The following is a 16,601-nucleotide window of genomic DNA, read 5'->3' as shown; positions in this document are numbered from 1 at the left end:
CTTGAATCCGTGGGCCGCCGCAATGGGCCATCCTTGGCCCAGTGCGGCTAACCCGGCGTCCTGCCGGGTTACCCACGGATTCAAGCCTGCGTTCGGCCAGCGTGGTTAACGGGGCCTGTCAGATCAAAAGCAGATCAAGATCAACAGCAGAGCACGGCGGCCTGGTAGCCGACCTGAGTGGTAGAAGCAAAAGCCAGGTCAAGGTCCGGATCAAGAGCTGCTTTTCTGTGGGAGCTGGCTTGTCGGACCGCCGAACCGCTGCGATGCAGACACCTCGGTACATCAGGCATAAGCAGTGGATGCCATTGCAGGCAGGCCAGCTTCCATGGAACCCATAGCCGCCATTACCCACACAATGGCTATGTAGTCGCTATCAAGGGTTACTCACTCGGTTCAACCACTCGGTAAACAACCGAACCTTGGATAACCCTTGCTTGTCCGCCGCCACATCCAGCCAATAACCATACGGGCCGATCACTTCCACCGCGGTGATCGGCAATAAACTGCCAGTAGCCAGTTCGCGCTCGATCATTTGCCGGTCTATCACGGCCAGGCCGCCGCCAGCCAGGGCGGTGTGTATGACTTGGTCCAGGGTGCTGAACTCCAGGCCCTGGCTCGCATCGATGTCGTCCCGGCCCATGGCCGCCAGCCAGTTTTCCCAGACCTTCAAGCGCTTGCCGTCGTGCAGGATGTGCAGCAATGGGAAACGCTGCAGGTTGGGCGGTTGGCCGTCGCTGAACAGCTCCGGGCTGGCCACGGCGATGTGGCGTTCCATCACCAGCAATTCACTGCGGCAATGCGGGTCTGGTTCGAGGCCGAAGCGAATTCGGCAGTCGATCTCTGCCAGGCTGTCATGGTTGTTCTGATGCGTGACGCTGAGGTTGATAGCCGGATAGCGCTCGCAAAAGCGTCGTAAGTGCGCCGACAGCCAGCGCGTGGCCCAGGTCGGCGGCGCGACGATGCGCAGGCGCTGGCGCAGATTGGGTACGCGCACGGCCTGCAGGGCGCGTTCGATATGGTCGAAGGCGTCGCTCAGGTGCGGGGAGAGGGCGAAGCCGGCTTCGGTCAGGGACAGGCCTTGGGGCGTGCGGATGAAGAGGGCGACGCCGAGGTAGTCTTCCAATTGTTTGATCTGGCGGCTGACGGCGCCTTGGGTGACGTTAAGGCCCACGGCAGCCTGGCTGAAGCTGCGGTGGCGGGCGACTTCTTCGAAGATGCGCAGCATGTTGAGAGCGGGCAGTTGGCGCATGAAAGGACTTCCACACTGGTTGTTTTTATAGTGCCTGTAGCGGCCTCTTCGCGAGCAAGCCAGCTCCCACAGTTGGAATGCATTCCTCCTGGGGGAGCGGGCTTGCTCGCGAAGGCTTCAGTGGTATCGCCTCCGATTAGAAGTAGTACCCAATGTTCATATACAGCTGATTCTCCCACTGGTTACTCCCACCCGCGCCCAAGCTCTCGGTATAGCTGCTGCCGCCGATATACGGATCGTTCTTGCCAATCAACCACTCCGTCGCGACCCACAACTTGCTCACCGAAAACGACGTGCCGAGGATCACCCGCTGCGAGGTCTTGAACTGACTCTCGGATTTATCAAACGCACTGTAGTTGGCATACAGCTTTACACCGCTGATCTGGTCAAACAGGTATTTGCCACCCACGTCGTAGCTCAAGTCCGCCACGTATAAATTACCCCGGCTGGCCACGTTGAACGTCCCGTCATAGCCACCCAAGGTGACGACGCTATTGGTCCCCGGGTTGCGCGGTGACATTTGCTGGCGCGCCGCCTGCAATTGCACGCCCCACGGGCCGTTCTTGCCCAGGTAGTGGATTGCCACGGCGTTGCGGCGGCCGTCGTCGTTGGTGTCTTTGTTTTCCAGCGTGGAGGTCAGGCCGGAAAGCCCGACTTCGGATTTCCAGTTGCCCAGCTCCAGGGCCTTGGCCACCCGCACCACCACGGTGTTGCGCTCCTGGTTGTTGCTGCCGTCGCCCACGTAGCTGTCGGCTTCGGAGATCACGCTGGAGTAGGTCACGCCCTTGCTGGTGCCTTTGCCTTGCCACGCTGGGCGCAGGTAGTAGCCGGCCTGGATATTCCAGTCGCCGCTTTGCTGGATGTATTTGGCGCCGACCTGTTGCACGTCTTCCAGGCCGATGACGTTGCCCAGGGTTTCGTAGAAGGTGCTGCCAAAGTACGGCTGCAAACCAAACGGCACTGTGTTCAAGCCAACTTGCACCTGCTGGTTCGGGTTGAATTTGTAGCCGACCCACGCGAACTTGGCGAATTGGATATCGCCGTAGTTCTTGGTGTACTGGTACGGGTAGGAACGCCCGTAGAACCGGTACTGCGCCTCGCCGATCCAGGTGTCGGAGTTGTACTTGGCGCTGAGGAAGGCCGTGTCGAGGCCGAACTTCTGGATGTCGCGATCCGGGTCATAGTCCCAGCGTGCACGCACGGCGCCGCCGAGGTCGAGGTTGTCGGTGACCTGGTAGGCCATGGCCGGTGCCGCAAGGGCGCCGAGCACAGGGACCAGGGCGATGTAACGTAGGGTTGGTCGCATGGTTTCGCTCTCATTATTGGTTATTTTTTGGCAACAGCAGCCCGTTGCCGCAGCGAACGCTGCGACGCAGGGAAAGGGTGACAACTCAGTGCGCTGCGGGGCGGATCAACCTCAACGGCGGCCCGTCAGCCGGTAGTTGCGTCGCGCCCGGCGCAGCGGCAAGCAAGGCCTGGGTGTAGCTGTTCTGTGGCCTGAGCAATACCTGTTCGGCGGTGCCGTATTCCACCACTTCACCCTGGCGCATCACGGCGATGTGGTCGCTGATCTGCGCTGCCACACGCAGGTCGTGGGTGATAAAAAGGATGCTCAGGTTCAACTGCTGTTGCAGGTCGGCGAGCAGCTCCAGCACCTGTTTTTGCACCGACACATCCAGCGCCGAGACACTTTCATCGGCGATCAGCACTTCCGGGCGCATGGCCAGGGCGCGGGCGATGCCGATGCGCTGGCGCTGGCCACCGGAAAACTGTCGCGGCTTGCGCTTGAGCGCATCACGCTTGAGACCGACCTGTTCAAGCAAGTCACCGGCCTCGGCCCAGGCATCCTTGGCCGACAACCCACGCAATTGTGCGGCGCGGGCGATGATGTCACCGACGCGGTGCCGTGGATTGAGCGAGCCGTACGGGTCCTGGAAGATCATCTGGATACGCCGCCGATTGGCCGCCAGGGCCGACCCGCGCAAGGCCAGAAAATCAGTGTCGCCGACCCACACATGCCCGCTGTCGCTGTCGACCAGGCGAATGGCTGCTTTGACCAGGGTGCTTTTGCCCGAGCCGGACTCGCCGACAATCGCCAGTGTTTTGCCGCGTGGCAGGTTCAGCGACACGTTGCGCAGCGCCGCCACCGAGCTGCCGCCGACGTTGTAGGTCTTGGTCAGGTTTTCGATGCGCAACGCCAACTCGCCATCTGCGCTCGGCGTGTGCAATTCCGGGTGCAGCGCCGGCACTGCCGCGATCAGCTTGCGGGTATAGGCGTGCGCCGGGGCATTCAGCACCTGGTCGCGCTCACCGATTTCCACCAGGCGGCCGCCTTCCATGACGGCAATGCGGTCGGCAATTTGCGCCACCACGCCGAAGTCGTGGGTGATAAACAGAATGCCGTGCTGGCCACGCCCACGCAGCTCGCGCACCAGTTTCAAGACCTGGGCCTGGGTGGTTACGTCGAGTGCCGTGGTGGGCTCGTCGGCGATCAACAAGTCGGGGTTCATCGCCAACGCCATGGCAATCACCACGCGCTGGCACTGGCCACCGGACAGTTGATGGGGAAAGCTGTTGGCAATGCGTGGCGGGTCGGGCAACTGGGTGGATTCGAGCAGCGCGAGCGTGCGTTCGCGACGTTCGCGCTGGGGCATTTGCGGGGCATGGATAGCGAAGATTTCTTCGACTTGCTTGCCGATCCGAATCGCCGGGTTCAGCGCCGCCATGGGCTCCTGGAAAATCATCGCAATGCGGTTGCCGCGCAGTTCGCGCAGGCGTTTTTCGTCCAGGCTGCAGATGTCGTCGCCGAGAAAGTCGATCACCCCACCGGCATGCCGCAGGCCTTTGGCGTAATCGCCCATGATCGCCGCCGACAGCACTGATTTACCCGAGCCGGATTCACCGATTACGCAGAGGATTTCGCCCTTGCGTACGTCCAGGCTGATGCCCTGCACGGCGTGGCTGCGGTCGGCGCCGGCGGGTAGTTCGATCGACAGGTTTTGCACCCGTAATACTGGTTGTGGGTTCATGCTCAATTCCTTGCGCCTTGCTGGGCGTTTTCATCCAGGCCGTCCGCCAGCAGGCTCAAGCCCAGCATCAGGGTGGAAATGGCAATGCACGGGAAGATCACCAGGTGCGGGAAGGCGATGGCCATGGCGCGGCCATCGTTGATCATGCCGCCCCAGTCCGGGGTCGGTGGCGGCAGGCCAAGGCCGAGAAAGCCCAGGGCGCCGATCATGATCGCGGTGTAGCCGATGCGCAGGCAGAAATCGACTATCAGCGGCCCGCCGCAGTTGGGCAGGATTTCCACCAGCATGATCCGCAGCGAACCCTCGCCCTGAGTGATTGCGCTGAGGACGTAGTCCCGCGAGCGGATGTCGATGGTCAGGGCACGCATGATGCGGAAAATCGCCGGGGCACTGGTGAAGGTCACCGCAATCAGGATATTCAGCGCCGACGCGCCGAGGGCGATGATGATCACGATGTACAACACCAGCACCGGGAACGACAGCACCGTGTCGGCCAGATACGACAGCACGGCATCGACCCAGCCGTTGAAGTAACCGGCGCACAGGCCCATGGCGATGCCCACGGCGAACGCGGTGAGCGTGGCCAGGATCGACCAGAACAGCACGGTGCGGGTGCCCCAGATCAGCCGCGAGAGAATGTCGCGCCCGATCATGTCGGTGCCCAGCAGGAAGCTTTGGCCGTTGTCGCCGCTCGTCAGCGGGGTCAGCAGTGGGGTAAAGCTTTCCAGCGGATCATGGGGCGCCAGCCACGGCGCAAAGAGCGCGACCAAGACCCAGCCGCCCACCAGCAGCAGGCCGAGCAACGCCAGGGGATGTTTGAAGGCGTGCAGGCGATTCATTGGGCACCTCCGCCGAGACTGCGCAGGGTGATGCGCGGGTTGAGCCAGGTGTAGGCCAGGTCCGAGAAAATCTTGGTGATGCCCACCACGACGGCACTGACCATGGCGCAGGCTTCGATCAGGTACACGTCATGGTTCAGCGACGCGGTGTACAGCAACGAGCCGAAGCCCTTGTAGGCAAAGAACACCTCGACCACGATCACGTTGGACAGCAGCCACGGGATGTACAGCATGATCACCGTGATCGGTGCGATCAGCACATTGCGCAGGGCATGGCGCACGACGATGCGTGCGGTGGAGGCGCCTTTGAGTCGCGCCGTGCGGATGTACGGCGATTGCATCACTTCCACCATCGACGCCCGGGTGATTCGCGCCAGGTAGCCGATGCCGAACAAGCACAACACCATCAGCGGCAGCACCAGTTCCACGGCGCTGAACCCGTCGCTCATGCTGCTGACACCCGGCAGCCAGTTGAGCCAGAACACAAAGATTGCCGAGACGAACACTGCACTGGCGAAATCGGGAATCGAGGTGGTGACAATCGACAGGAACGACACCAGGCGGTCGAGCGCCGAGCCCTGGCGGATGCCGGCGAGAATGCCCAGTGTCAATGCCACGGGCACCATCACCAGCAAGGCCAGCCCGGCAAGCGTCAGGGTTTGTGCCAGGTTCGGCAGCAACAGCTTGATCACCGACTCACGAAAGTACACCGAAGTGCCCCAGTCGCCGCTGACAAAGTCCTTGAGCCACACCAGGTAACGCCACACAAAAGGTTGGTTGTAGCCATGTTCCACCAGCCACGCCGCCCGCTGGTCTGCGGCGGAGTAGGGGCCAAGGACGTTGATGGCCACGTCTTCGATGTTCAGCTCCAGGGCCAGGAACACGATCAATGACACCGACAGCAGGGTCGCCACCAGCGCGAGTAATTTGCGCAATAGAAAATGAGCCATGGGTGCATGCTCCGACAAATATTGGGATGCCTGCCCGCGTGCGGGCAGGGCGTTTGCGCCTTAACTCAGGCGCTTAGCCACACGCTGCCCATGGGGTAGAAGTCGGAAGGGTGCACCTGGAAGCCCTGGACCTTTTTGCTCACGGCCGTGAACTTGTCGCCCCAGAACGGCTGCACGATCACGCAGGCGTCCTGCAGGATCTGCTCGACGCTTTGCATGGCCACGGCGCGTTGCTTGGGGTCGATGATGCCCATGGCTTTGTCCAGTGCGGCATCGAAGGCCGGGTCGCTGTAGTGGCTTTCATTCCAGGCGCCGCCGCCGCGGTAGGCCAACTCCAGGGACATCACGCCCAACGGGCGATGGGCCCAGTACGTGAGGCTGAACGCCGCTTTGTCCCAGATCGGCCAGTATTGGGCCGCCGGCACCACTTTGAGGTTGATGCGAATTCCGGCTTCCAGGCAGTTCTGTTGCAGGATCTGCGCACAGTCTTGTTCGTAGCGGCCCTGGGTGTTGCCGACGATCAGGTCGATGTCGATGCCACTCGGGAAGCCGGCTTCGGCCAGCAATTTCTTGGCCGTCGCCACGTCGCGGTTGCGCTTGGGCAGCGGGAAGTATTCGGGATGGGAAGGCGCCACATGGTGGTCTTCGCCCAGGGTGCCCATGCCGCGGTAGGCGATCTTCAGCATCTGCGCGTTATCGGCGCACAGCACCACGGCCTTGCGGATGCGCAGGTCGGTGAATGGCTTTTGATCGCAGGCCATGCGCATCACCACGGTTTGCGCGGATTTGCAGGTGAGCAATTGCGCGCCGGGCAGGCGTTTGGCGAGGTCCAGCTCGGCCACGGTCACGCGGTACAGCACGTCCACTTGGCCGGCTTGCAAGGCGGCGAGGTGGGTGGACACGTCGGTGCCCATGTCGATGTAGCGCAGCTCGTCGAGGTTGGCGGGCTTGCCCCAGTAATCGGCGCGTTTGGCGAACGTCGCCTGTTTGTTCACGGCGAATGCGACCAGCTTGAATGGCCCGGTGGCCAGCGGGTTTTTCGCCCAGTCATCACCGGCTTTGAAGCTGCGGTGCACGATGGCGCAGGTGAACGCGTTGAGCATCTCCGGGATCGCCAGCATCGGCCGCTTGAGCTGCAGGCGGAACTGGTAGTCGCTGACTTTTTCGAAGGCCTTGATGTCCTGGAAGGCGGTGCGGTTGACCGACTTGGAGTCAGCGGCAATCCAGCGCTCGATGTTGTGCTGCACGTCGTCGACGTTGAAGCTGTCGCCATTGCTCCACTTCACGTCCTGGCGCAGGTTGAAGGTCCAGCTGGTGAGGTCGTCGGAGGGGCTCCAGCTTTCGGCGAGGTAGGGGTGAGTGATGTTATCGGCGTCGACCCAGGTCAGGTATTCCAGTGAGTTGCGCAGCAGGTTCGAGGCTTCGATCCAGGTGATCAGCATCGGGTCCTGGATTTCCTGAATCGCACAGGCAAAGCGCAGGCTGCCGCCTTGGCGGGCGGGTGTGCCGTCGGCGGCCTGGGCGTCGTTGCCGAGCAAGGCCGAGCCGATAAAGCTACTGGCGCTGGCCACGGTGATGCCCAGCAGAGCGGCGGTGCGCAGGAATTGGCGGCGGTTGATCTCGCCACGTTGGACTTGGGAACACAGGTCATTTACGGCTGGATGCGGCGCGGCGCCGTCCAGGGTAGTCAACTCTTTCATAAGCCTCTCCGGTACTTGCGAATATGCGTTTTTGTTGAACCGCAAGGGTCAGTGGCAAGCGCCGCCAAGGCGCAGCACGGACCGCTGTGAAACCGGCAGAAGAACAAGGCGCAACGAAGTCAGGAGGCGGGCAATGGGACAGGACATAGGGCAGCTCTCATGTTGTTTTTATTAGAGATGCCCGCAGTTTTGTCATTTGCGCAAAGATCGACAAACGACAAATTCTGCGATGTAACGTTCTATAAATGCATGTTACAGGTCCTGCCCAGGCCCACCTGTCGCGCTAGACGCGTTCAGCGTGGCAACAGGCGCGGGTCGAACGGGTAATCGGAGAGCAACTCGATGCCGTGTTCGTGGATGTAGATCTGTTCTTCGAGCTTCACGCCTTCGCCGCCGTCGTCGTGGCCGATGTAGCTTTCCACACAGATGGTCATGCCGGCCTCGAACACGCCGTCGTAGCCCAGCGCGTCAATGTCTTCGCGGTGCACCACGTAAGGGTATTCACCGGTCATGCCAACCCCGTGCACCAGGGCGAAGTAGCGGTTGTTTTTGTAATGCTCAGGAATCTTCCAGGCCATCTCGGCGTATTCCTTGAAGCTGCGCCCGGCCTTGAGCATTTCGACGTTGGTTTGCACTTGCTCATAGGCGAGTTTGTACAGCTCTTGCTGCTTGGCGGTGGCGGCCTGGTCGCCGCACAGGAAGGTGCGCGAAAAGTCCGCGTAATAGCCGAAGCGGCCGACCACGTCGGTATCCAGGGCGACCAGATCACCGGCTTCGATCGGCCGCGTGCTGCATTCCTGGAACCAGGGGTTGGTGCGTGGCCCGGAGGAGAGCAGGCGGGTCTCGACGTAGTCGCCGTCGGTGGCGATCACATGCTGGTGCAGGTGCGACCACAGCTGGTTCTCGGTGATGCCGGGCGTCAGTTTGCTTTCCATCAACCGCACCCCGGCCTCGGTAGCACGCAGGCTGGCGCGGATCATCTTCAGCTCGTTGGGCACCTTGATGCAGCGCGCACGCTCCAGCGGTTCCTGGGCGTCAAACACCTGGTAGCCGAGCTTTTGCAATTCGAAGGCCGCCGCCGACGTGGCGCTTTCAATCGCGATGCGTTTACCGCCACCGCACTTGCGCACCAACTCGTCAATCTCGGCGGCCCAGTCGGCAGTGACGTTGCCGAGAAAACTTTCACAGAAGTAATAGGAGATCGCCTTGGCCGGGCGCACTTCATCCACGGTGTTGAGGGTTTCGGCCAAGTGCAGGCAGCCGCCGAACTCGAAGATCACCACCGGGCCTTCCGCCGGGATAAAAGCATAGCGCGCCGGGTTACGCGCCGAGTACACCTGCATATTGCGTGAGCCGGTGGCGTAACGCATGTGGGTAGGGTCGAACAGCACACAGGCGGCGTAGTCGCGTTTCTTCAGTTCGTTGCGCACCCGTTGCAGACGGTCCAGCTGGATCTGCTGGATTTCGTCATAGGTGGGTTCACAGTCGGCGGGGTTGCGGTTCGGGCCGGACAGACTCATAGGGTGTTCCTCGCAGGGCAAATACGGTTTTTAAGTTTTTTGGGGGCGAATCAGTCGAGCAACTGGTCGCTGCGCACCAGGTTGCGTTCGGCTTGCAGGTGGGCTTCGGACAGGCGTCCGTAAAGCTGTTTGGTGCGTTGCGCGCGGCCGATAATTCCGGGCTTTTCCGAGTAGGCGAAGATCGCCGTATTGCGCTCGGTGGCGCCTTCGACGCGGGTGACCCGGTGTACGGAGAAACGGCCCTTGAAAATCTGCAGGTCGCCCGGGTTGAGCGCCAGGTCCTTGACCCGCGAACGGTCCTCGCCGCGTACTACTTTGCCGACGGCACCGAGGTTCTCCTGGCTGCGCGAGCGGATCATCGGCGCGTATTCGAACAGGCCGCCGGCCTCGGGCTTCTGGGTCATCATGCTGACGATGAATTCGTTGGTGTCGAAGTGCCAAGGCTGCTCGGTACCCTCGGGCATCACGTTGATGACCAGCCCGGCGAAGGGGTCGGCGTATTCGAAAATCTCCGGTTCGTCGAGGCAGGCGCCGATAAAGCGTTTCATCATTGGCGAGACATACAGCCGGTGGATGATTGCGTCGGGGGCGATCATGTCGCGGGTCACAAAGCCGCTGGTGCGCTCCATGAACGTGCGGCGCGGGTCATCCTGGGGCAGGCTGGCGTCGTCCTCGGTGAAGTAGGCGTTGACCTTGCGCACCGAATAAAACGTTTTGCCCGACAGTGCCTGGCCTTCCAAGCGCGCCTGTTCCAGCACGTCGGGGCGCAGGAAGTTCTTTAGCAGGCAGCAACCGTCCTCGGCCAATTCGGCGCGGGCATGTTCAATTAATGCCTGTAATTGAACATGGCCCGAATCATGTATGGGGTACAGCGCGGTATTAATGATGTCGCTGATATCACCGGTTTCGGCATCGGCAAGTTTAAGACTCATACACGGCTCCTGAAGTAGGGTGTTGTGTTGAGTGGATAGTTGCGTAAAGCGATTTGAAGTGGAAATTACAAGTTGTGATCGAATCCATCGGCAGGGGCGATAGTGATGTCAGGCGAACTGGATGGCAGCTTACTTAAAGTGTTTGTGGCAATTATCGAGTGCCAGGGCTTTTCGGCCGCGGCCGAGCGCCTGCATAAAACCCAGTCCACCGTCAGCCAGAGCTTGCAGCGACTGGAGGAGATTGTTGGCACGCCGCTGATCCATCGCACCAGCCGCTCCATCGGCCTCACCCCGAGTGGGGAGACCTTTCTGATTTACGCCCGGCAAATCCTCAAGCTGCACCACGAGGCGGTGGCTGCGGCGCAATTGCCCAATGAGCAGGTGTGTATCCACCTGGGCATGCCGGAGGACTACGCCGAATATTGCCTGGGCGGGATGCTCAAGGACTTCCAGGCGCAGTTTGCCCAAGTGCGCCCGGACATCTGCTGCGAGATGTCCACCGCGCTGGTCAGCCGGTTGCACCGCGGCGAGTTGGACCTGGTGTTGGGCGTCGAACATGCCGGCCTGCAGCCCGGTGAATACCTGTGCGACGAGCCGCTGGTGTGGGTGGCGGCGCCGAGCTGGAGTGCCGTGGGGCGCCAGTCGGTGCCGCTGGCGGTGTACGCCGAGGGCTGTGCGTTCCGTGCCAATGCCGTGCAGGCGCTGGCCCAGGCCGGGCGTTCATGGCAGGTGGTGTACACCAGTCAGAGCCCACGCGGAATTGCGATTGCGATTGAGCAGGGTCTGTCGGTTGGGGTGATGGCGCGGCGCCTGGTGCCGGCTGGCTGGCAGATTCTGGATGAGCGCCAAGGCTTCCCGCCGATTGCGCCGGCCCGCCTGATGTTCTGGCGCACAGCCGGTTGCCAGGTGCCGGAAGTGGAGGCGCTGGTAGAGATTTTGCAGCGCCAGTTGGGGCGTTCAGCGTACCTGGACAGGCCGCGCAGCGTCAGTCGCTCGCCGAGCCATGCGTTTGAGCAATAACAGGCCAGCGAGCACCCAGCCGACGATCCAGACATGCACCCCGGCAAATTCGCCGCTGGCCTGCAACAGCCAGCCGCACAACCCATTGGCCGAGGCGCTGGCCAAGCCATAGCTGACCATGCTCAGGCTCACCACTTGCAGGCTGTGCACCGGGTTGAGACGTGCGCCGAGGTAGGCCGCCATCAAGCCCCACGAGGGGAAATAAAATACTGCAAACAACCCGGCGGCCAGCCAGCTCAACAACAGGCTGGGATGCCACAGCAGGCCAATCATCGCGAGGCCGAAAGCGCCGATGCTCAGCGCCAGCACCCGCAACGCACCCCAGCGATCCGCCAGCGTGCCCAACAGCAGGCCGCCGATTACGCCGCCGATGCCGATCAGCGTCCACATTGAGCCGGTCACTGCTGCGCCGGCGTGCAGGCGATCGCTGACAAATGCCGACAGAAAATTGAGAAACGGCCCACTGATTGCGCCGATAAACCCGCTGAGCAAGACAATTTGCATTGCCACAGGGTGTTCCAGGCACACGTTCAGCCACTGCTTCAGCACTTGATTGAACGCGGGCGGTCGGGTGGAGCGAGGCGCTTGTTCGGCGTAGGGGGCCAGGGCCCACAGCGTCAGCAGCGTGACCAGCAGCGTCAAGCCTGCGCAGATCAGCCAGAACTGGCGTAACGACAACCCCTGTAGCCAGGTGATCAGCAACCCGTTCAGGCAAATCGCAAAGGCCGCCCCCGAAGACGCCAGCCCCAGCACGCGACTGCGGTGGCTGGCCGGGATGACCTCGCGGGCGAGTGCCGCGATCGCGTTCCAGTTCGACACCGCACACGCCGACACCAGCGCCAGGCACAGGGCAAAGGGCAGCACCCAGGGTGTGGCGACCGCCAGGGCCAGCAACACCGGGCTCAGCACCATGGTCAGGCGCACCATGGTGCGCGGGGTCACCCACGCCGCGGCAATGCCGCTGGCAATGGATGCCCCCATATAAAACAGCTGCAGCAAGGCGGCAATCAGCGCCGCCTGGCTGTAGCTCAGTTCAAATACCTGGCGAATCTGCGGCAATAAAGCGGAATACAGAAAAATACTGAAACCGTGGGTGGTGGCGTTGCAGGCGGTGAAGACCAGTGCCAACAGCGCAATATTTCGCCGCGATGAAACAGACGTACTCGACATGGCGCGGCCCTGATTTAAATGATGAGTCAGGCAAGTGGGTTAGTTGTTGCAGAGACTAACTTTTGTGGTGAGTGGGCGACCAATGCTTAATTGTCTTAGTGTGCATGCGTCCTACGCGTGCTATTTATTCGTCAACGACGTATTCAGGTTAAAAACGACGCTGCTGGCATTAGCCGAGTTTTTCTTCGGCCGCAGAGGGTGCTACCCCAGGTTCAATACAAAAAGGTATGTTGTGTGCAGCATTGCTCTGCTCAATCTTCCTTGTCCGCTGCTGTCGAGTGCCCTCCATGAAACGCAAAATGCCTGGTCTCAATGCCCTCAAAGCCTTCGAAGTTGCCGGCAGCACCGGCAGTTTTACGCGGGCTGCCGAGCTGTTGAACGTGACCCAAAGTGCGGTCAGTCGCCAGGTCCGCCAGCTTGAGGAACAACTGGGGGAGCACCTGCTGGAACGGCGTCACCACCATTTGGAGCTGACCAGTGCCGGGCGTGTGTTGTTGCGGGCGTTGCATCAGTCTTTTGACAAGATCGAGCTGACGGTGCGCAGCATTCAGCAGAAAACCCATTCCAACCGACTGCACCTCCACGCGCCGCCGACCTTTACCAGCCGCTGGTTGATGCCGCGCCTCGGAAGGCTGCGCGAACAACACCCGGAGTTGGAGTTGAGCATCACCACCTGCATGCAGGACACCCTGGCACAGACCAGCACCCTCGACTGTGCGATTCGTTTTGGTAATGGTGAGTGGGATGGGCTGGACAGCTCGCTGTTGTTCCAGGAGCGGCATATCGCCGTGTGCACACCGTCGTTGTTCGCCCGCGAAGGTGGCGGGGACGGTATCGACTTGAATCGGATGACGTTGCTGCATGTGTTGGCGAGTGAAGATCAGCGTTATCTCACATGGAAGCATTGGCTGGATGCGGCGCGGATTACCGGAGTGGATACCCAGGGCGGTTATGAGTTTGATTTGCTCAACCTGGCGATACAGGCGGCGGTCGATGGGTTGGGGATTACCATTGCGGACTGGCATATGGTTGCGTCGGAGTTGGCCAGTGGGCAGTTGACGCAGGTGTTGAATGTGCATGTGGAAGGGCATCAGTCCTACTGGCTGGTGACCCGGCCGGAGCAGACGGATATGCCGCAGTTGCAGGTGTTTGGGCGCTGGCTGCAGGAGGAAATCTGGTTGGCGCAGCGGCAGTTGGAGCCTTCTACGGCGGCGGGGTGAGTTTGAGTACCTATCCGTTACCGCAGTAACGGATAGGTACTCGAACACCCGTAACCTTCATTTTCCTCACGTTACCCCACCCAATAAGTCGTTTGCACGCCCCCCAAGCAAATACAAAACTGCATGTCACTCGCAAAACAACAACGTTGGGCAAACCACATGCAATTCGAGCGCAATTTCTACAACGGTCAGTTCGTCGAGCCCGCCAGCGACGCCCTGATCGCCGTTTACAACCCTGCCAATGAATCCCTGGTCGGCCACGTCAGCGCCGCCACCGCCGATGAGGCCATTGCCGCCGTCGCCGCCGCCGCCATCGCCCAAAAAACCTGGGGCAAGCTCACCAGCATCGAACGCGCCGAACACTTGCGTGCCTTTGCCGACGCCCTAGACAGCCACGCCGAAGCCATCGGCACGGCCCTGGCCCGCGAGTCCGGCAAGAGCGTCAGCGATGCCAGCAACGAAGCACGCTACGCCGCGCAAATTACCCGCTACCACGCCGAATGGGCGCGTCGTATCGAAGGCGAAATCATCCCCAGCGACACGCCGGATGAAAACCTGTTCCTGCAACGCGAGCCGATTGGCGTCGTGGCCTGCCTGATCCCGTTCAACTACCCGGTCTACACCTTGCTGCGCAAGGTGGCCCCGGCGCTGATCGCCGGTAATACCGTGGTGGTGCGCCCCAGCAATAACACCCCGTTGTCCGCGTTTGAGATCGCCAAGGCCGTGGTCACCGCCGGGATTCCGGCCGGTGTCATCAACATCCTGACCATGGACCATGCCACCGCTGCCAGTGTCTGCACGCATAAAGCGGTCGGCCTGATTACCCTTACCGGCAGCGTAAATGCCGGGCGTATCGTGCTTGATTACTGCAAGGCCAATATCGCCAAGCCGTCCCTGGAACTGGGCGGCAAGACTCCGGCGATCATCGAGGCTGATGCCGACCTGGAAAAGGCTGCCAGCGCCATCATCGGCTCCAAGACTACCCACTGCGGCCAACTGTGCACGGCGGTGGAGCGGGTGTATGTGCACGAAAGCGTCTACGACCGCTTCCTGGCCTTGCTGAAAACCAAGATCAGCGCCGTCAAGTTCGGCGACCGGGCCAACGATGAAAGCTTGATGGGCCCGCTGGTCAACGCCAGTTCGCAAAAGAATATCCATGCCATGGTCGAGCGCGCCGTGGCTGCGGGTGCTGTACTGGAAACAGGCGGTGTGCTGCCCGAGGGCCCCGGCCATTTCTACCCGCCGACCTTGCTCAGCGGCTGCCGCCAGGACATGGAAATCATCCAGGAAGAAATTTTCGGCCCCGTGCTGCCGGTGCTCAAGTACCGCGACATCGACGAAGCACTGGCCATGGCCAACGACCACCAGTTCGGCCTGTCGTCGGTGCTCTATACCGAGAACTACCGCACGGCGATGAAAGTGGCGAACGCCATTGAAGCCGGCGAGTTGTACGTCAATCGCACCCCGGCGGACCCGTATCAGGGCTTTCACGCCGGTTGGAAGCGCTCAGGGCTGGGCGGCGATGACGGCAAGCACGGAATGCTGGAATTCACCCAGACCCGTCTGGTGGTCATGAAGTACTGATTCACGCACACCGGCTGCACCTTCAATAAAAACAATTATGAGGGCACCTGCACAGTGGGTGCCCGAGGTCATCAAGATGTCCAAGCCTGCACCCGTTGCCCAGGGTCTCGATGCCGTGTCCGCGGCAAAAAGCGACACCGCCAGTCGCTATTTCCAATTGCTCTTGCTGGTATTGGCCGCCGGGGCGATTTACCCGATCCTCTACCTGCGCCAGGTCTACCAGACCACCATGCTCGACGTGTTCCAGATCAACCACAGTGAACTGGGCTACTTGTACTCCATGCTCGGCACCGTCTTTTTGCTCAGCTACCTGCCCAGCGGTTGGCTGGCCGACCGTTTGCCGCCGCGCTTTTTGATCTTTTTCTCGCTGGTCGCCACCGGCGCCCTGGGCCTGTGGTATTCGACGGTGCCGTCGATGACCGGCCTGATGATTATCTTCGGTTGCTGGGGGCTCACCACCGGCCTGACCTTCTGGGCCTCGGTGCTCAAGCGCGTAAAGATGATCGCCCACCCTACCGAGCAGGGGCGTTTCTTCGGGATACTCGATGGCGGTCGCGGCCTGGTTGAAGCGTTATTGGCGACTGTGGCCTTGGGCCTGTTCGCCTACGCCACGGAAACCCGCAGCCAGTCGGCGGCCGAAGGTTTCAAGCAGGTGGTCTACCTGTATTCGTTCATCTGCATCGCCATCGGCTGCGGGCTGGTGTTGCTCAAGGACCCCAAGTCCATGGCCGAAACGTCGGCGGTGGAGAAGGGTAAGTTCAACCTGATTGCCGACCTCACGACCCTGGTGAAGATCCCCGAGCTGTGGCTGGTGACCGCCATCGTGTTCTGCGGTTATCACATGTTCTGGGCCACCTACAGCTTCTCCGATTACCTGCAAGGCAGCGGCATGACCGCCGTCATGGCCGGCACCATCACCACCATCAAATTGTGGATGCGCCCCATCGGCGGCATTGGCGGCGGTTGGTTGGGGGACAAGTTCTCGAATATCTCGGTGCTGATCGTCGCGCTGGTGCTGGTGACCCTGGCCATGGTCGGGCTGATTGTGTTCCCGGCGCTCAATAGCCTCGGGCTGCTGATCGGCACGGTGATCTTCATCGGCCTGATGACGTATGCGATTCGCGGCCTGTACTGGGCGATCCTCGACAGTTGCGACATCCCGCTGCGCATCACTGGCCTGGCCATCGGCATTGTCTCGGTAGTGGGTTACCTGCCGGACACCTTTATCCCGCTGATCAATGGCTACCTGACCGACACCTACCCAGGCAAGGCCGGTTACAACCTGTACTTCGGCTACATCGCTTTTGTCGGCGTGCTCGGGACCCTGGCGGCCCTGACCCTGCGCGCTCGAATCAACCGTAAAAAATTCAACCAGACAGGTGCCTGAG

13 protein-coding genes are annotated in these 16,601 nt (G+C 61.2%); 4 read left to right on the top strand and 9 right to left on the bottom strand.

Going from position 1 to position 16,601, the window contains the following annotated elements; genetic code table 11:
- Window positions 1–373: 373 nt before the first annotated feature.
- The 8 genes from ACLBW8_RS28210 to ACLBW8_RS28175 all read right to left on the bottom strand — a co-directional run bounded on the left by ACLBW8_RS28210 (window position 374) and on the right by ACLBW8_RS28175 (window position 10,219).
- The gene (locus ACLBW8_RS28210; RefSeq protein WP_447806883.1) at window positions 374–1,249 is read right to left on the bottom strand and encodes a LysR substrate-binding domain-containing protein; all 876 of its coding nucleotides are present in this window, start codon (window positions 1,247–1,249) and stop codon (window positions 374–376) included.
- A 136-nt stretch (window positions 1,250–1,385) separates the two neighbouring features.
- A complete protein-coding gene (locus ACLBW8_RS28205; protein ID WP_064452215.1) occupies window positions 1,386–2,555 on the bottom strand; it encodes a hypothetical protein in 1,170 nt (389 codons plus the stop codon).
- Window positions 2,556–2,640: 85 nt separating this feature from the next.
- Window positions 2,641–4,278, bottom strand: coding sequence for a dipeptide ABC transporter ATP-binding protein (locus ACLBW8_RS28200; protein WP_447806882.1), 1,638 nt, complete (start codon window positions 4,276–4,278; stop codon window positions 2,641–2,643).
- Window positions 4,279–4,280: 2 nt separating this feature from the next.
- Window positions 4,281–5,117: an ABC transporter permease gene (locus ACLBW8_RS28195; protein ID WP_447806881.1), complete on the bottom strand. Its 837-nt coding sequence runs from the start codon at window positions 5,115–5,117 to the stop codon at window positions 4,281–4,283.
- Entirely contained in the window at window positions 5,114–6,067 is a 954-nt protein-coding gene (locus tag ACLBW8_RS28190) for an ABC transporter permease (protein WP_221294621.1), read from the bottom strand. The genes ACLBW8_RS28195 and ACLBW8_RS28190 overlap by 4 nt, the downstream gene beginning before the upstream one ends.
- 65 nt (window positions 6,068–6,132) lie before the next feature.
- Window positions 6,133–7,767 carry an ABC transporter substrate-binding protein gene (locus ACLBW8_RS28185; protein ID WP_447806880.1) on the bottom strand — a complete coding sequence of 545 codons (1,635 nt, stop codon included), beginning with the start codon at window positions 7,765–7,767 and terminating at the stop codon, window positions 6,133–6,135.
- A gap of 293 nt (window positions 7,768–8,060) precedes the next feature.
- Window positions 8,061–9,287: a M24 family metallopeptidase gene (locus tag ACLBW8_RS28180; RefSeq protein ID WP_064452220.1), complete on the bottom strand. Its 1,227-nt coding sequence runs from the start codon at window positions 9,285–9,287 to the stop codon at window positions 8,061–8,063.
- A 50-nt stretch (window positions 9,288–9,337) separates the two neighbouring features.
- Window positions 9,338–10,219, bottom strand: a complete 882-nt coding sequence (locus tag ACLBW8_RS28175) for a HalD/BesD family halogenase (RefSeq protein WP_447806879.1) — start codon at window positions 10,217–10,219, stop codon at window positions 9,338–9,340.
- Window positions 10,220–10,324: 105 nt separating this feature from the next.
- Between ACLBW8_RS28175 and ACLBW8_RS28170 the strand changes: the two genes are divergently transcribed.
- Window positions 10,325–11,239 carry a LysR family transcriptional regulator gene (locus ACLBW8_RS28170; protein WP_447806878.1) on the top strand — a complete coding sequence of 305 codons (915 nt, stop codon included), beginning with the start codon at window positions 10,325–10,327 and terminating at the stop codon, window positions 11,237–11,239.
- On the opposite strand, the gene ACLBW8_RS28165 is transcribed toward ACLBW8_RS28170, so the two are convergent.
- The gene (locus ACLBW8_RS28165) at window positions 11,177–12,409 is read right to left on the bottom strand and encodes an MFS transporter (RefSeq protein ID WP_447806877.1); all 1,233 of its coding nucleotides are present in this window, start codon (window positions 12,407–12,409) and stop codon (window positions 11,177–11,179) included. The genes ACLBW8_RS28170 and ACLBW8_RS28165 overlap by 63 nt on opposite strands.
- A 287-nt stretch (window positions 12,410–12,696) precedes the next feature.
- Here ACLBW8_RS28165 and ACLBW8_RS28160 point away from each other — a divergent pair, with 287 nt between their 5' ends.
- From ACLBW8_RS28160 to ACLBW8_RS28150, 3 genes are all read left to right on the top strand, one after another.
- Window positions 12,697–13,629 (top strand): LysR substrate-binding domain-containing protein, encoded by a 933-nt coding sequence (locus ACLBW8_RS28160; RefSeq protein WP_053256262.1) that lies wholly within the window; start codon window positions 12,697–12,699, stop codon window positions 13,627–13,629.
- Window positions 13,630–13,788: 159 nt separating this feature from the next.
- Window positions 13,789–15,213 (top strand): aldehyde dehydrogenase, encoded by a 1,425-nt coding sequence (gene aldA, locus ACLBW8_RS28155; RefSeq protein WP_447806876.1) that lies wholly within the window; start codon window positions 13,789–13,791, stop codon window positions 15,211–15,213.
- A 76-nt stretch (window positions 15,214–15,289) separates the two neighbouring features.
- Complete coding sequence (locus ACLBW8_RS28150) at window positions 15,290–16,600, top strand: MFS transporter (RefSeq protein ID WP_064452225.1); 1,311 nt, start codon at window positions 15,290–15,292, stop codon at window positions 16,598–16,600.
- Window position 16,601: the final 1 nt, after the last annotated feature.

The organism is Pseudomonas sp. M5A4_2d, assembly GCF_053345295.1.
The sequence above is the reverse complement of the archived record's forward strand: the minus strand, read 5'-3'. Positions and strand labels throughout refer to the sequence as shown.

What these genes read in the sequence shown, in the direction of transcription:
- ACLBW8_RS28190 (WP_221294621.1), bottom strand. Translation starts at nt 6,067, where the DNA reads ATGGCTCATTTTCTATTGCGCAAATTACTCGCGCTGGTGGCGACCCTG.
- ACLBW8_RS28160 (WP_053256262.1), top strand. Translation starts at nt 12,697, where the DNA reads ATGAAACGCAAAATGCCTGGTCTCAATGCCCTCAAAGCCTTCGAAGTT.
- ACLBW8_RS28195 (WP_447806881.1), bottom strand. Translation starts at nt 5,117, where the DNA reads ATGAATCGCCTGCACGCCTTCAAACATCCCCTGGCGTTGCTCGGCCTG.
- ACLBW8_RS28205 (WP_064452215.1), bottom strand. Translation starts at nt 2,555, where the DNA reads ATGCGACCAACCCTACGTTACATCGCCCTGGTCCCTGTGCTCGGCGCC.
- aldA (WP_447806876.1), top strand. Translation starts at nt 13,789, where the DNA reads ATGCAATTCGAGCGCAATTTCTACAACGGTCAGTTCGTCGAGCCCGCC.
- ACLBW8_RS28150 (WP_064452225.1), top strand. Translation starts at nt 15,290, where the DNA reads ATGTCCAAGCCTGCACCCGTTGCCCAGGGTCTCGATGCCGTGTCCGCG.
- ACLBW8_RS28210 (WP_447806883.1), bottom strand. Translation starts at nt 1,249, where the DNA reads ATGCGCCAACTGCCCGCTCTCAACATGCTGCGCATCTTCGAAGAAGTC.
- ACLBW8_RS28180 (WP_064452220.1), bottom strand. Translation starts at nt 9,287, where the DNA reads ATGAGTCTGTCCGGCCCGAACCGCAACCCCGCCGACTGTGAACCCACC.
- ACLBW8_RS28185 (WP_447806880.1), bottom strand. Translation starts at nt 7,767, where the DNA reads ATGAAAGAGTTGACTACCCTGGACGGCGCCGCGCCGCATCCAGCCGTA.
- ACLBW8_RS28175 (WP_447806879.1), bottom strand. Translation starts at nt 10,219, where the DNA reads ATGAGTCTTAAACTTGCCGATGCCGAAACCGGTGATATCAGCGACATC.
- ACLBW8_RS28200 (WP_447806882.1), bottom strand. Translation starts at nt 4,278, where the DNA reads ATGAACCCACAACCAGTATTACGGGTGCAAAACCTGTCGATCGAACTA.
- ACLBW8_RS28170 (WP_447806878.1), top strand. Translation starts at nt 10,325, where the DNA reads ATGTCAGGCGAACTGGATGGCAGCTTACTTAAAGTGTTTGTGGCAATT.
- ACLBW8_RS28165 (WP_447806877.1), bottom strand. Translation starts at nt 12,409, where the DNA reads ATGTCGAGTACGTCTGTTTCATCGCGGCGAAATATTGCGCTGTTGGCA.